The organism is Bacteriovorax sp. PP10, assembly GCF_035013165.1.
GTDB classification, from domain to species: Bacteria; Bdellovibrionota; Bacteriovoracia; order Bacteriovoracales; family Bacteriovoracaceae; genus Bacteriovorax; species Bacteriovorax antarcticus.
In genome coordinates this window covers 1,229,610-1,243,072 of record NZ_JAYGJQ010000002.1, presented here as the reverse complement: position 1 = coordinate 1,243,072, position 13,463 = coordinate 1,229,610, and the positions used below count along the sequence as shown (strand labels likewise).

General features: G+C 39.2%; 14 protein-coding genes. 8 read left to right on the top strand and 6 right to left on the bottom strand.

Annotated elements, in window-relative coordinates; all coding sequences use genetic code 11:
• Positions 1–2: 2 nt before the first annotated feature.
• Positions 3–1,523 (bottom strand): amidophosphoribosyltransferase, encoded by a 1,521-nt coding sequence (gene purF, locus SHI21_RS16080; protein ID WP_323577894.1) that lies wholly within the window; start codon positions 1,521–1,523, stop codon positions 3–5.
• Positions 1,524–1,645: 122 nt separating this feature from the next.
• On the opposite strand from purF, the gene SHI21_RS16075 reads away from it, so the two are divergent.
• Both SHI21_RS16075 and purE read left to right on the top strand, forming a co-directional pair.
• The gene (locus tag SHI21_RS16075) at positions 1,646–2,791 is read left to right on the top strand and encodes a 5-(carboxyamino)imidazole ribonucleotide synthase (protein WP_323577892.1); all 1,146 of its coding nucleotides are present in this window, start codon (positions 1,646–1,648) and stop codon (positions 2,789–2,791) included.
• Positions 2,788–3,297, top strand: a complete 510-nt coding sequence (purE, locus tag SHI21_RS16070) for a 5-(carboxyamino)imidazole ribonucleotide mutase (protein ID WP_323577891.1) — start codon at positions 2,788–2,790, stop codon at positions 3,295–3,297. Before SHI21_RS16075 ends, purE begins: the two co-directional genes overlap by 4 nt.
• On the opposite strand, the gene SHI21_RS16065 is transcribed toward purE, so the two are convergent.
• From SHI21_RS16065 to SHI21_RS16055, 3 genes are all read right to left on the bottom strand, one after another.
• The gene (locus SHI21_RS16065) at positions 3,298–3,903 is read right to left on the bottom strand and encodes a GNAT family N-acetyltransferase (RefSeq protein WP_323577889.1); all 606 of its coding nucleotides are present in this window, start codon (positions 3,901–3,903) and stop codon (positions 3,298–3,300) included.
• Between the two features lie 315 nt (positions 3,904–4,218).
• Positions 4,219–5,298 carry a mannose-1-phosphate guanylyltransferase gene (locus SHI21_RS16060; protein WP_323577888.1) on the bottom strand — a complete coding sequence of 360 codons (1,080 nt, stop codon included), beginning with the start codon at positions 5,296–5,298 and terminating at the stop codon, positions 4,219–4,221.
• Between the two features lie 9 nt (positions 5,299–5,307).
• On the bottom strand, positions 5,308–5,934 hold the full coding sequence (locus SHI21_RS16055; RefSeq protein WP_323577887.1) for an SPOR domain-containing protein: 627 nt from the start codon (positions 5,932–5,934) through the stop codon (positions 5,308–5,310).
• A 165-nt stretch (positions 5,935–6,099) separates the two neighbouring features.
• Between SHI21_RS16055 and SHI21_RS16050 the strand changes: the two genes are divergently transcribed.
• The 6 genes from SHI21_RS16050 (at position 6,100) to SHI21_RS16025 (ending at position 10,590) form a co-directional block, all read left to right on the top strand.
• Positions 6,100–6,285 (top strand): hypothetical protein, encoded by a 186-nt coding sequence (locus SHI21_RS16050; RefSeq protein WP_323577886.1) that lies wholly within the window; start codon positions 6,100–6,102, stop codon positions 6,283–6,285.
• 44 nt (positions 6,286–6,329) lie between these two features.
• Positions 6,330–7,034: a hypothetical protein gene (locus SHI21_RS16045; RefSeq protein WP_323577885.1), complete on the top strand. Its 705-nt coding sequence runs from the start codon at positions 6,330–6,332 to the stop codon at positions 7,032–7,034.
• Between the two features lie 81 nt (positions 7,035–7,115).
• A complete protein-coding gene (locus SHI21_RS16040; RefSeq protein WP_323577884.1) occupies positions 7,116–7,592 on the top strand; it encodes a hypothetical protein in 477 nt (158 codons plus the stop codon).
• Positions 7,576–7,890: a hypothetical protein gene (locus tag SHI21_RS16035; protein WP_323577882.1), complete on the top strand. Its 315-nt coding sequence runs from the start codon at positions 7,576–7,578 to the stop codon at positions 7,888–7,890. The genes SHI21_RS16040 and SHI21_RS16035 overlap by 17 nt, the downstream gene beginning before the upstream one ends.
• The gene (locus SHI21_RS16030) at positions 7,890–9,500 is read left to right on the top strand and encodes a pilus assembly protein N-terminal domain-containing protein (RefSeq protein ID WP_323577881.1); all 1,611 of its coding nucleotides are present in this window, start codon (positions 7,890–7,892) and stop codon (positions 9,498–9,500) included. Before SHI21_RS16035 ends, SHI21_RS16030 begins: the two co-directional genes overlap by 1 nt.
• Positions 9,493–10,590 (top strand): CpaF/VirB11 family protein, encoded by a 1,098-nt coding sequence (locus SHI21_RS16025; RefSeq protein WP_323577879.1) that lies wholly within the window; start codon positions 9,493–9,495, stop codon positions 10,588–10,590. Before SHI21_RS16030 ends, SHI21_RS16025 begins: the two co-directional genes overlap by 8 nt.
• Here the strand turns inward: SHI21_RS16025 and SHI21_RS16020 are convergent.
• Positions 10,587–11,732: an aspartate kinase gene (locus SHI21_RS16020; protein ID WP_323577878.1), complete on the bottom strand. Its 1,146-nt coding sequence runs from the start codon at positions 11,730–11,732 to the stop codon at positions 10,587–10,589. The genes SHI21_RS16025 and SHI21_RS16020 overlap by 4 nt on opposite strands.
• Before the next feature lie 9 nt (positions 11,733–11,741).
• Complete coding sequence (gene ettA / locus SHI21_RS16015) at positions 11,742–13,424, bottom strand: energy-dependent translational throttle protein EttA (RefSeq protein WP_323577877.1); 1,683 nt, start codon at positions 13,422–13,424, stop codon at positions 11,742–11,744.
• Positions 13,425–13,463: the final 39 nt, after the last annotated feature.

Here is a 13,463-nt window from a genome sequence, read left to right as displayed (position 1 = left end):
CATTACTCCCTATGAAGGCTTCTCATATCTTGAAAAGTTTTTGCACTTCCGATATCAACCGGGTAACACCCATTGATACAGGCCATACATAAACTTTCTTTTCCAATACTTTTTTTAGTTGCTGTTTCTGATAGATAAATAAGACGTGTGGCACCTAAGTACTCCTGCACCTCTTCAACCGTACGGTCTGCGGCCACAAGCTCTTTAGGATCTGGAAAATCCACTCCATAGTAACAAGGATATCTAATAGGCGGACAAGTCGTGGCAAAGTAAATTTCATTTGCCCCGGCCTCTTTCACCATTTCAATAATTCTCTTAGACGTTGTCCCTCTGACAATACTGTCATCAAGAAGCAAAATATTTTTTCCTTTAATCTCGCTGGCAATCGCCGTCAGTTTCAATTGAACCGCACGATTCCTGCTCGCCTGAGTATTGAGAATAAAACTCCTTTGAATATAGCGATTCTTAATAAGAACTTCTCTATAAGGAATTTTTAATGTCTCACTTAAACTAATAGCGGCCACACGGCTCGTTTCAGGAATAGGTACAACCAGATCAGGCTTAATTTCACCGCTTTCAATGAGCGCTTGAATTTCCCCAGCTAAATTTTTCCCAAAATCCAGGCGTGCAGAATAAACACTTCTTTCTTCTAATACACTCTCAGGATTAGCAAAATAAACCCATTCAAACATACAAGACTTAGGTGCAATATTTTTTTTCTTTGAATAATCCATCGAAGAGAAGATCTCCCCTGTCTGATCGATAAAAAGAATTTCTCCCGGAGCTAAATCACGAACAACGTCGTAGCCCAGGAAGTTTAATGAATTTGATTCTGAACTTAAACAATAGCTTTTTCCAAAGTGTGTTGGATGAACGGCCATTTCTTCTTCAGTTAATTTTCTCTCACCTAATATAAGTGGACGAAGCCCGTGCGGATCACGAAAAGCAAACAATCCTTTATCAGCAAGGAGTCCTAAAACAGAAAATCCACCTTTCGCTTTATCAAATAAAGACTTCACAGCATCTTGAAAAATATCAAAGTGATGTTTACCTTCAACTTTTTCACGTAATCCATCAGATAAAATATTTAAAAGTGCTTCAAGATCGTTATTGGTAAAAAGGTGTCTGCGTTTTTCTTCTAATAGATAAGTTTTCAACTCATAGTAGTTAACAATATTCCCGTTATGAACCATTCCGATTCCATGTGGGTAGTTAATTGTCATTGGTTGAATATCGCGTTTTAGATCAATTGAATTGAGTGGTGAATTTTCTTTTTCTCGAGGGCCAACAGTAGCGTAGCGGGTGTGAGCAATGCTCATTTGTCCTGAAAAGCCCGCTAGGATTTCAGGACGGAAGACATCGCTCACGAGCCCCAGGTCTTTGTGGCTGTGAAAATTTTTGTCCAAGAAGTCGAAGCTGAGAATTCCGGCGGCATCTTGTCCTCGGTGTTGCAGTAGGAGCAAACCTTGATAGACTTCCTGAAAAGAATAAGGAGTTCCAAAAACTCCGACAATTCCACACATCAGACTTATACCTTGTATTAGAAATACTTATAGTTGATAAAGAGAGACTAATTATTTTTATTTGAACAGGCCAGTAAAATCTTTTGGTATTTTTAATTTTCTTCATGCATGATCTTTTTCAGATGAATCATATCAATTCCCAAACAGTTCTCGGAATATTAGGTAGTGGTCAATTATCTCGAATGACCGCACTCGCTGCTGCTGAATTAGGCATTCAAACTCACGTTTACTGCAATGAATCTCAAACATCTCCAGCAGAGCATGTTGCAACAAAAACTTTTAAAGGCAACCTAAGTGATCAAGAATCCATTCTAAAATTTTGTGAGACTTGCGACATCGTGACTTTAGAAAATGAATTCATCAATCAAAACATCCTAGATGCTATCGATAATAAATTTCCCAATAAACTTTTTCCGAATTCAAAAACCTTCAAACATATCGGAGACAAAATCTCTGAAAAAGAAAGTTTTAGAAATGCCGGAATTAAAGTTGTGCCCTTCATGCCAGTTGGAAGTGCGGTTGAAGTTTTAGACTTTACAAAAAAACACGGATTCCCTGTTGTCTTAAAAAGTTCGAAAGGCGGCTATGATGGTTATGGAAATAGCACGATTAAAAATTCTGATGAACTAGAAGAAAAGTTTTCAAAACTAAAAGGAGATCTTTTAGTTGAAGCTTTCATCCCCTATGAAAAAGAACTCGCAATCCTAATCGCCAGAAACATCAGCGGTGAAATCGTTCACTACCCTGTTGCTCACACGATTCAAGAAAATCATATCTGCCATTTTGTCAGCGTACCTGCCGACATTACTTACTTGGTAGAAAAAGAATTAAAAGAGGCCGCAGAAAAGGCCATGATTGCCATCGACGCTGTCGGAATCTTTGCTTTCGAATTCTTCCTGACGAAAAATGGCGAGCTTTACTTAAATGAATCAGCACCTCGTCCACACAACAGCGGTCACTACACAATCGAAGGCTGCTCGACTTCACAATTTCACAATCACGTTCGCAGTGTTTTAAATCTCCCTCTGGGAAGTACAACTCTGAGAAAATCAGATGTCCTGATGCTTAATCTTCTAGGAACACAAAACGGCCTGGCAGAACTTATGCCTGCTCACAAATTCCTTTTAATTCAAGATGGCCATCTTCATCTCTACGGAAAAAAAGATTCAAAGATCGGCCGCAAGATGGGGCACTTCACTCTCTTAGGTGAAGATCCAAATGAGATGATCGAGATATTAACCAAACTTAAATCGGAATACTCACTATGAAAAAAAGCAAATCAAATAAGCCTGTTGTTGCCGTCATTATGGGAAGTCAATCAGACTGGCCGACAATGAAAGAAGCTTGTGATGTCTTAACTGCTTTTAAAATTCCTTTTGAAAAACAAATCTTATCAGCTCACAGAACACCTGACGAAATGAGAAGTTTCGCTATCGGTGCCCGTACAGCTGGAATTAAAATTATTATTGCTGGCGCTGGAGGCGCAGCTCACCTTCCAGGAATGACTGCTGCTTATACAACTCTTCCTGTAATAGGTGTGCCGATTCAATCAAAAGCACTCAATGGTATTGATAGTCTTTATTCAATCGTTCAAATGCCAAAAGGTATTCCTGTGGCGACAGTGGCGATTGGAAACGCCAGCAACGCTGGTCTTCTCGCTGTGCAAATGCTTTCAGTGAGTGATGATGATCTACATGAAAAAATTGAAACATTCCGTGCAAGACAGAATCAAGATGTTAAAGAATCAAATAAAGTTTTGAAGAAAGTGAAGTAATTAGATTTTAGAAATATAAGCGCTTTTAAATTCTAATCTTCCCATTGTTTTAGCAGACCCAAGTACATTCTGTGTTGTCGTTGATCCAATATAATAAGCAAGTTTCTTTTTAGAAAACTCCATTAATAAGCTTTTATAGAGAAGCTTACTTATGCCTCGACCTTTAAAATCATTCCCCACATAAATAGAAGCAACTAATCCATACTTGTTTTTCTTGTCCACAAAAAAGCCAATAGAACCTGCAGGTGTATTACCTTCCTTAACCACAATGCATCCTTTATTTCTTAAAAGAGCATTATAAAATTTAATAAGCATTTTTTCTGCATCTGGTTTCATAAAGATTTTTCTCATCCTGCTACTTTTGTCTACCAGATGAGACTCTCTATCAAATTTTGCCAGCTTTTTAATATCCTTTTTTTGCAACTTTTCTAAACGTAACCCAGTCCCTTTTAAAGAAACAGACTCGAGCGCTTTTAGCCCTTTTTTAGTCTCTCCTACCAATTCTAAATAAGTCAGTTCACCAGCTTCTGAAAAATGCTTTTTAGAGACAGGATCATCAAAACTTATCTGAATAAGCATTCTTTTCACTTTTTCAGTTTTTTTCATTTCTAAAGAAGCATCTTGTATTTTCTTATAAAATTGCTTTCTGGTTGCACTCAAATTCACGCAATAACAACTCTCAACATCAAAAAAATATTCTTTGAACTCTCCCATGAAAATCTTATTAAATTTAATAAAGTAGTTGAGTTTTCCCAGTTTCGAAAAACTAGTGATTAAACACTTTTCTTCGCGTGCCTTAATTAAATTTTCGGCCAATTCTTTTTTGGCAGCAAGGGCCATGCTTTTTTTAAAAACACTTTTGTATCTTGCACTGAAAATATTAATGATGGATGATAATTCTTTTTTTGAAAGCTCCATGAACTAGAGCAGATCCGGTCTCGCCTTCTTTAAATGCTCAACGATCTTCTTAATCTCCTGAGCATCAGCAACCGGCGCCACCATCACAACTTTATCGTTCACAACCACAATGTGTTTATCCATGTTGATTAGAGCAACAAACTTATCTGGTGCAAACACTACGTTATCCGCAGAATTCAAGAAGAACTCTCCGTCAGATTTAACCACAGTATTCCCGTGAGTCTCTTCCATAACCGTTGAAAGTGCATCCCAAGACCCTAAGTCATTCCAGTCAAAGTTAGCTGGCATAACCGCGATACGATCTGATTTTTCCATGATGGCATAATCAATCGAATCACTCGGAAGCTTCTCGTAAACTTTCTTTAATTTCACAGGATTTTTTACAGTGTCCATCAGCGCTTCAAAATGCTTAAACATTAAAGGCGCATGTTCTGCAAACTCTTCTAAGAAAACTCTAATCGGAGCAACGAACATCCCTGCATTCCACAAGTACTGTCCACTCTTCACATACTCAGTCGCTAATTCAAAATGCGGCTTTTCTTTAAAGCGCGACACTTTGAAAGCTTCTTCATTAAGAAGTTTCCCTTTTTGAATATACCCAAACCCCGTATGAGGAAAGTTCGGTGTAATTCCAATCGTTACGATCTGCTGATTCTTGTGAGCGAAGTCAGCTGCTTTTTTAATCGTTGAATGGAATCCTTTTTTATTTAAAATAACATGGTCAGAAGGAACGATGGTAATAACATCATCTTCACTCAACCCTTTTTGTAAAAGGCTTGCTAGCGACATTAAAATACAAGGTGCCGTGTTTCTTCCAGTCGGCTCAAAGATAATCCCGTTTGAATTGATCTTGCCTTTACTAGATGCCTTACAAAGCTTCTCTTGTTCTTTAACCGTTACAACAAATCTTTTTTCCTTAGGAATAAAGCGGTCAAATCTCTCTAAAGTTTCCTCTAAAAGACTTTTCTCACTCGTAAGACTTAAGTATTGTTTTGGTTTTTTAGAAATAGACTCGGGCCAAAAGCGCGTGCCTTTTCCACCGGCCATAATAAGAGCGTATAACTCGTAAGATTTTTTTTTCATGATAAGGGCCTATGGCATTTTGATGATTGTGTAGTCTTGTCCCACGAAAAGAGATTTCTCTCTTCCTACGTAAGCTTTTGCTTCTTCCGCACTGTTAAATGCTTCAAGACTTACACGGTACCAAGTCCCTTTTCCTTTAATCTCAATTTGATTAATGATGGGGTTGTATCCGCGTGCTCTGAAACCTTCTGCGAAACTTTCTGCTTCTTTAAGTGTTCTGTGACTTCCCAATTGAATTGTGAATTTTCCACTTAGTGCATCTTTAACTGTCGCTGCTGTTGCCGGAGTTGCTTCGTGACTCATATTTGCACCGTGAGCATCTGTCGCAGCAGCAGGCTTACCTGCTCCACCAAACTCTTCACTGATTTTTTCTTGAAGTTTGTGCTCGATATCTGAGCTCTCAACTGTACTTGATTCTGGATTCGCTTTAATGCGTGAGAGTTCTTCTTCTTTATTAGATAAAAGCTCTACAACTTTCTTCTGGTCTTCAGGTGTAATCCCCGCCATTTCCATCGAATAGTTTTTTCCAATTTTCACCCCTAAAACAAATGAGGTGACGGCGATTAAAATCATGAAAATGAAAATAAGCGCTACTTCTTTTTTAGCAAAGACATACAGTTTTGTTTTTGAATCCATAGATAAATTATAACGTGATCTCATCTAGTTGCAATGGACTTTTTTTACCTTAGTTCATCCTTTGGACCACTCTCCCAACCCCAAGATACCACTTTCAATACCTTCCGTAATGAAAAATACGGCATCTCTCCTGCAATTTGCCCCTACAACCACAGGGGGCATCAAATGTTAAAACTAAAAAAATTCGCAAAACTCACTAAAAATCAAAAAGGCCAAGGGGTCATGGAGTACGTCATCATCTCCAGTCTGGTCGGTATCGTTTGCATCACCGCAGTTAAAGGTTTCGGAGACGTTATTAAGAACAGAGTCGAAACGATGAAAGAATCAATTGTTAAAAACATCAAGACGTAACCAGTATGATTCTGACTTACATCCTTACATTTAGTCTCCTTATTATGTCGGTCATTCGCGTCGCTGACGCTTTTCTTTGGGGCGACAAAAAACTTACAGAGAAGCGCTCAAGCTTCATTGAGGAAACAAAAAAGTCTCACAAAGGCGGCAACATCACTCTGATGGCCGCCCTTTTAACTCTAATGATCTCCGCCCTCTTAATGTTTTTTGCTTTCAAATTCAAAGTCGAACTCAAAGAGGCCCGCTATAGAAAAGACAGCTACCTCTGCTTTCACTACCTCAATATCCAAACTGAAAATTACTTCAGCGACATGGTGAAATTCAACTGGGCCATAAGGACTGCTTTCGCCGCAACATTTTCTGTTGTGGGAACGGCCCAGGCCGAAGCTGTATGGAACGCTTTAAAGATCGCCCGAAATGCCAGACATCTTTACTACATTAAAGGCCTGGTTTCGAACCAGTACTGCAAAGGAAAGATTTCAATTCTTCCCTATCTGCAAAAGCAGCCTTTCGAAACCAACAAAGCTTACTTGCTCTCACCGGATCTAGATGGAACTGCAAAGTTAAAAGAGGAACAATGGAAAATAACTTATTACCAAAAACCAGATGGCATTCGCTTGAACAAATCATTTTGCCTGGAGGCCGAAATGTCTGCCGAAGGCGCCTTCATCCCCAACTTCAAAATCAAAACCCAGGAAATCTCAATGGCGGGTTTTTCACAATTGAAATGCTTATCTGGATTTCAATAATTCTTTTGCTTCTTGTTGCCTATTTCTCTATTCAACAAGTCTACGTATCTGAACATGTAGTTGTGCAAAAGGAATATCAAAATGAATGGAATAAGCTCGAATCTAAAAGAAGAAATTAAAAAGTCTCACGACATTAAGAAGAAAGAGAAATTTAAATTTATCGGGGCCATCCTCGCTACTAACATAATGGTCGCCGTCCTGTGTATGCCTTCTCAGCAAGCGAAAATCGCCGAGAGACAAAGTCTCAAGACTCTTCATCCCAACTATCAGATGATGGCGCTTCCCCTCCAGGCACTCGTTTCAAACCTCTCTGATAACGATCCTGAAACGCCGGTCACCTTAATCACCAGAGATAAAAAAGTTATTGCTGAAAAAGCTTTCCTTCACGAAGAAATCAAGGCCTCTGGAGAGCTCACTCAATTCAAAATTGAAATATCCAACGCTGATATAGCGAAAGTCGGCCCGGCCACAGAACTTGGTGTGATAGCTGTCCCTTATGTGGAAAATAAAAAAATCAAATCCATTAAAAGAGGATCAAAGTATGAAGTCTCACTTTAAATGCCTGCTCATTGCCACCGTTCTCGCCTGTTCAACAAAAGCATTTTCACGCGACGTGATTTTAATTGAAAATCTCGCGACGGAAGAATCAGGCCAGATGCTTTTAAATATCATCCAGAAAAAATTCAACATCCCCAGAAAGCTCATCACTTATAGAAGTGTGAACAAGGAATGCATGAAAACAAGTGATTCGATTATGCAGTTATGCTTGAAAGCAAACGGTGAAATGGACATTGTGAAGATAAATAAATTTGTGATTGAGAATACGTTTCGAATTTTTTTAGAGACGGAGGGATAATGAAAATTTTAAAGACGAGAAAAACGAAGCAAGCTGACCGCAACCGAAGTTGCGGTCTAGTACTAAACTATTTTGTAGCAGTTGCTTTAGGAGCAGTAGCAGCGTCTAAATGGATAGCAAACTTAGGCGTAGTTCCTTTGTTTCTGTTAGCAGCTTTTCTCTTTGCACCAGCATTCTTCATTTTTCTTAATCTTCTGTTTGACGTTACACATGTTCTTGAAACCATCGGAAAACTCCTCTATAACCGCGACTATAACCGCAGGATCAACACTAATATTTTACCAAATTTAAAAAATACGAACTTTAAGTTGTCTTTTTTACCGATTCCCAGTCAATGTGTCAAAGGAATCTTTGGTTTTACCCTCTTAAATCTACTGCTTACTGGGGCAACGCTTCAGGCGGAAGACTATATATTATCCCGCGGTCAGTCCATGACTTTAAAGCTCCCGGACATGGTGAGATTTAATGTCGGCAACAAAGAAGTCCTCACATATAAGCTAAATGAAAGTAATAAGACCCTTTTAATACGCGGGACTAGTCTTGGGGCCAGCGAAATCCTGGTCTGGACCAAAGGGCAACCAGCACCGGTTGAGCACCAGATCTTCGTTATTTCTAAAATCCAGGAAGCGAAATTCTTACACCTTGCACAAGTCTTAGGTGGACTTGGTTTAGAAACAAAAGTCCGTCTTCCCAATCTTCAAGTCAGCGGTGAAATCACCTCACTTAAACAATATTTACAGTATAAAAAGATTCAGAATCAAAATGCGGACATCATTTTGGATGAAGCGACTTTAAAAGGTGATTTAAAAAGAGAGATCCTGGCCGAAGTGTTTCAGCTCTTTTTTAACGACTATAAAGACTCCCTTCAATGCCAGGTGCATTTTTCTGAACTCACTTGTCTATATCCGGCCAACGAAGCTCCGAGTGAATCTCTTAAAAAACATTTAAGCGAAAAATACCGAGTGATCTTTATTGAGCACAATAATCAAAAACTCAGATCGAATTATTCTTTTAAATTAAAACTTATTCAACTTGAACAAATGGATGGTGAAGAACTTCGTTTGGGACTTGAGCAGTTAAGTGCGAGTCTTGGTGATTTACTTACTATCCCTCTTAATAAGATTGTCGAAAAAAATGCGGTTTTGCTTGCTCAGAAAAAAGTTCAGATGAATACACTTGCTGAACCAGTGGGATTGATTCGTCCGATGAGTCCTGCTGAGTTTCAAATCGGGGCCGACGTTCCTTATGTGACTACAGGGAAAGATGGTTACGTGACTCAGACTCAGTGGCAGTTTGCGGGATTGCGAGTGAAAATTACGCTGGAGAATATGGGAGAAAAAGTCAAACTCACTTATGAAACAGAATTAACCAAACCTTCAAATGATACCAATGGATCGATCAGTGGAAATAAAGAAAAATCATCTATCGTTATTGATTTGAGTACGCCGACTCAGATCTTTCAGATTTCACTTAAGACAGAGGCCAAGGGCGTGGATCAAATGCCGTTTTTAAATCGCATCCCACTTTTAGGAGAGCTGTTTAAATCTAAGAGTACGCAGAACAATTATAAAATGATTACGGGAATTATTGAGGTAAAAAACCATGAATAACCTATTAGTTGATTATCAACACGACATTCTCATTTTATTTAAGAATCATTACCGCAGAATGATTACTAAAAGTGTCGACGTGTCGTTTAATGAAATTCTTGAAGCGACCATGATGGATTTAAATATTAAAAAATCATCTTCGAGTGATACAGTTTTCCTCGAATCGTGGTTTAACAATGTTCATCACCAGATTTATTTTCAAAACTTTACGAAAAATGCTTTTACCGAAATTATTTTTCACTCTCACAAAAGTGTTCAGGTGATTGGTTTGCATGAAAAACATAGTTTTGGTCTTGAAGATTTAAGTGCGGAAGATTTTCAACTGAGTCTTGAAGTTTTAGCTCTTAAAAATCAGGTGAGCTGGAATTTTCAGGAACCGTTTTCGAGTTTTAATGTTCGTTTAAATGATTTAAATTTAAGAGCAACGTTGATTCACTTTTCCACATCATCGAATGCGAAGTCAAAAGCATTCCTTCGCTCCATTCCAACCAATACTCCTTCAATTGATTTATTTAAGCTGGAAGAATCCCCTCTTGAGATCTTAAAGAATATTATTTCTGAAAAAAAGAACGTGCTTATTTCCGGTGGAACTGGTTCGGGGAAAACGACATTGCTTAGAAGTTTGCTGGCCCTCATCCCGGATGAAGAACACTTAATCGTTCTGGAAGACACTTATGAAATTTTAAATCATCATCCAGGACAGACATCTTTTCTTGCCAGTAAAGAACAAAATAATAAATCACTCAAGGACTATTGTGCTTATTCTCTCAGGATGAGTCCTGACAGATTGATTGTGGGAGAAATGAGATCAACTGAAGTGGTGCCTTTCCTTCTGGCCATGAACACCGGCCATAAGGGGCTTATGAGCACCATTCACGCCAGTTCAGCGGTCGATGCCTTATCTCGTATCTCACTTTTATTTTCACTGTTTTCTGAGTCTAACGACATCTCGTTTGCTCTGGTGACAAAACTCGTTTGTAAGAACGTCGACTACGTCATTCATATGGAACACAAAAAGATTATTGAAATATGCAGAGTCATCGGCTCAGACGCCGAGACTCCGTTTTATGAAAGATTGTATAGTGCTTAGTAGTGAGTGACTAAAATTTCGTGAGCTTTGATCAGAGCAAGTGTCGGGTCAGAGTTCACAATTTTAAAGCTTACTGAAACTGAAGTCAGATCGTAGAAATCAAAAGAAGACTCACCTAAATAAGAGCGTAAATCAGCAACTAAATGGGGAGATTGATCTAAGTGGCATCCGATAAAAGAAACTATGCCGTACTCTTTCTTTTGTAAGAAAGTGACTGCTTTCAAAGAGAATTTTCCATCCTGGTATTTTGTCACAGTTGTTCCACCTGCTTCCGGGTGAATACTTGATCCAACGAAAACCGGGATATCTTTTCTTTTAGTTGGCAGAAGAGTTGTCGGGAATAAAACTTTCGCTCCAAGAGTGGCAAGCGCAGTGGCTTCATCATACGACAGAGTCGCAATGAATTTTGCATTCTTAACTAAACGTGGATCAGAACTTGCGATCCCTGCAACGTCAGTCCAGATTTGAACTAAAGTGGCATCAATGGCCTCTCCAAAAAGAGCTGCTGAGTAATCAGAGCCTTCTCTTCCAAGGGTTGTTGTATTGCCCAGAAGGTCCTTCCCAATAAATCCTTGAGTCACGATAATTGAGTCTTTATTTAAGTGCGGATAGATTAATTCGCGCGTTTTTTCAGCAATCAAATCAATTTGTGGTTCTGCTTTTTGAAACTCAGAATTGGTTTTAATAACATCTCTGGCATCAAGTAACGTGACCTTGTGATCTGGCATACGCAGGCGAATCAAATCAGAAACTAAAAGCGAAGACATGCGCTCACCAACACTATAGAGCTGGTCCATAATTTTTGGTGTGAACATGCGGGCATTCGAAATTGTTTCTCCGATGAGTTCTACTTCATCGTACAAATACTTTAGCTCTGAGTGAACCTCTTCACTTGAGAAGAGTTCGTTTGCAATTGTCGTGTGGCGATTAGTGAGTTCTAAAATCAATGATTTTAGGGTCTCACTATCGCCGCTAGAAGCGGCGCGAGCGATAAACTCTAGCTGGTTAGTTGTATTTTGAGTGGCAGAGATAACAACGATTCTAATATCGGGGTTTGCATCTACCACGTTAGATACACGAAGCATGGCCTCGGCATCTTTAACACTACTTCCACCAAATTTAGCGACGATCCATTTCGACATTGTTGCCTCTTAATCTCTCGTAAGTTTTTTGTAAGAAGTTTTGCTTGGAATAAGAGCTTTATCACCAAGACGTTTTTTCTTATCTTCTTCATAATCAGAGAAGTTTCCGTCGAAGAATACAACCTGGTCACCTTCGAAAGCTACCATGTGAGTTGCAATTCTATCTAAGAAGAAACGATCATGGGAAATAACAACGGCACAACCTGCGTACTCCATTAGAGCTTCTTCAAGTGCACGAAGTGTGTTTACGTCAAGGTCGTTCGTTGGCTCATCCAGAAGTAAAACGTTTCCTTCTTCTTTTAGCATCGCTGCTAAGTGAACACGGTTTTTCTCACCACCAGATAATTCTTTAATGCGTTTACCTTGGTCTTCACCGTTAAAGTTGAAACGTGAAATGTAAGCGCGAGCGTTTACTTCGCGGCCACCAAGTTTTAATAACTCTAATCCACCTGAAATAGCTTGAAGAACTGTTGTGTCAGGATCAAGAGATCTGTCCTGGTCAACGTAAGCAAGCTTAACTGATTCACCTACATCAATTGTTCCTTTTGTAGGCTGCTCTTTTCCAGTGATCATGCGGAACAGTGTTGTCTTACCAGCACCGTTTGGCCCGATAACACCAACAATTCCTCCAGGAGGAAGTTTGAAATTTAAATGTTCATATAAAAGTCTATCGCCATAAGCTTTAGCGACATCGCCAAACTCAACAACTTTTTGACCAAGACGAGGCCCTGGTGGAATGAAGAGTTCGTTCGTCTCGTTTCTCGATTCTGATTGAACTTGCTGACGTTTTTCGTACTCTGCAATTCTCGCTTTTGATTTTGCCTGACGAGCTTTAGGAGCAGCACGGATCCACTCCAACTCTTCTTTAAGGGACTTTTGTCTTTTTGATTCAGTCTTTTCTTCTTGAGCTAGACGTTTAGATTTTTGCTCAAGCCATCCAGAGTAGTTTCCTTCGTATGGAATCCCTTGACCGCGGTCAAGTTCAAGAATCCAACCTGCAACGTTATCTAAGAAATATCTATCATGGGTAACGGCAATGATTGTTCCTTTATAACTTTGTAAATGTCTCTCTAACCACCAAACAGTTTCAGCATCAAGGTGGTTGGTAGGCTCATCTAATAAAAGAATGTCTGGCTCTTGAAGAAGAAGTTTACATAGAGCAACCCTTCTCTTTTCCCCACCTGAGAGAACTCCACACTTTTGATCAGCAGGAGGACAGTTTAGTGAATCCATTGCTAGATCAAGACGAGAGTCTAAATCCCAAGCATTGGCAGCATCAAGCTTATCCTGAAGGTCAGCTTGTTTTGTATAAAGTTTTTCCATCTCAGCATCAGTATGCTCTTCACCAAAAGCTGCGTTGACTTCATCGAACTCACGAAGAAGATCGACAACATGTTGTGCTCCTTCCTGAACCACTTCTCTTACTGTTTTATTCGGGTCAAGTTGAGGATCCTGTTCAAGGTATCCAACTGTGTAGCCTTTCGATAAAGTTGTTTCACCTAAGTGGTCTGTATCAAGCCCTGCCATGATTTTTAAAAGTGTCGACTTCCCTGATCCGTTAAGACCAAGAACACCAATCTTTGCACCGTAGTAGTATGAAAGGCGGATGTCTTTTAAGACATGTTTTTGTTTATAAACTTTTCCGACTTTATTCATATTATAAATAATTTGCTTATCGTTCACGTATGACATGATTTTTCCTGTTAAAAGAGGTTCGACTGAATAGTTAAT

Excerpts from the sequence above, each read along its gene's own strand:
- SHI21_RS16055 (WP_323577887.1), bottom strand. The coding sequence starts at position 5,934 with ATGGATTCAAAAACAAAACTGTATGTCTTTGCTAAAAAAGAAGTAGCG.
- SHI21_RS16065 (WP_323577889.1), bottom strand. The coding sequence starts at position 3,903 with ATGAAAAAAACTGAAAAAGTGAAAAGAATGCTTATTCAGATAAGTTTT.
- purE (WP_323577891.1), top strand. The coding sequence starts at position 2,788 with ATGAAAAAAAGCAAATCAAATAAGCCTGTTGTTGCCGTCATTATGGGA.
- SHI21_RS16040 (WP_323577884.1), top strand. The coding sequence starts at position 7,116 with ATGAATGGAATAAGCTCGAATCTAAAAGAAGAAATTAAAAAGTCTCAC.
- SHI21_RS16075 (WP_323577892.1), top strand. The coding sequence starts at position 1,646 with ATGAATCATATCAATTCCCAAACAGTTCTCGGAATATTAGGTAGTGGT.
- SHI21_RS16030 (WP_323577881.1), top strand. The coding sequence starts at position 7,890 with ATGAAAATTTTAAAGACGAGAAAAACGAAGCAAGCTGACCGCAACCGA.
- SHI21_RS16035 (WP_323577882.1), top strand. The coding sequence starts at position 7,576 with ATGAAGTCTCACTTTAAATGCCTGCTCATTGCCACCGTTCTCGCCTGT.
- SHI21_RS16060 (WP_323577888.1), bottom strand. The coding sequence starts at position 5,298 with ATGAAAAAAAAATCTTACGAGTTATACGCTCTTATTATGGCCGGTGGA.
- ettA (WP_323577877.1), bottom strand. The coding sequence starts at position 13,424 with ATGTCATACGTGAACGATAAGCAAATTATTTATAATATGAATAAAGTC.
- SHI21_RS16025 (WP_323577879.1), top strand. The coding sequence starts at position 9,493 with ATGAATAACCTATTAGTTGATTATCAACACGACATTCTCATTTTATTT.
- SHI21_RS16050 (WP_323577886.1), top strand. The coding sequence starts at position 6,100 with ATGTTAAAACTAAAAAAATTCGCAAAACTCACTAAAAATCAAAAAGGC.
- purF (WP_323577894.1), bottom strand. The coding sequence starts at position 1,523 with ATGTGTGGAATTGTCGGAGTTTTTGGAACTCCTTATTCTTTTCAGGAA.
- SHI21_RS16020 (WP_323577878.1), bottom strand. The coding sequence starts at position 11,732 with ATGTCGAAATGGATCGTCGCTAAATTTGGTGGAAGTAGTGTTAAAGAT.
- SHI21_RS16045 (WP_323577885.1), top strand. The coding sequence starts at position 6,330 with ATGTCGGTCATTCGCGTCGCTGACGCTTTTCTTTGGGGCGACAAAAAA.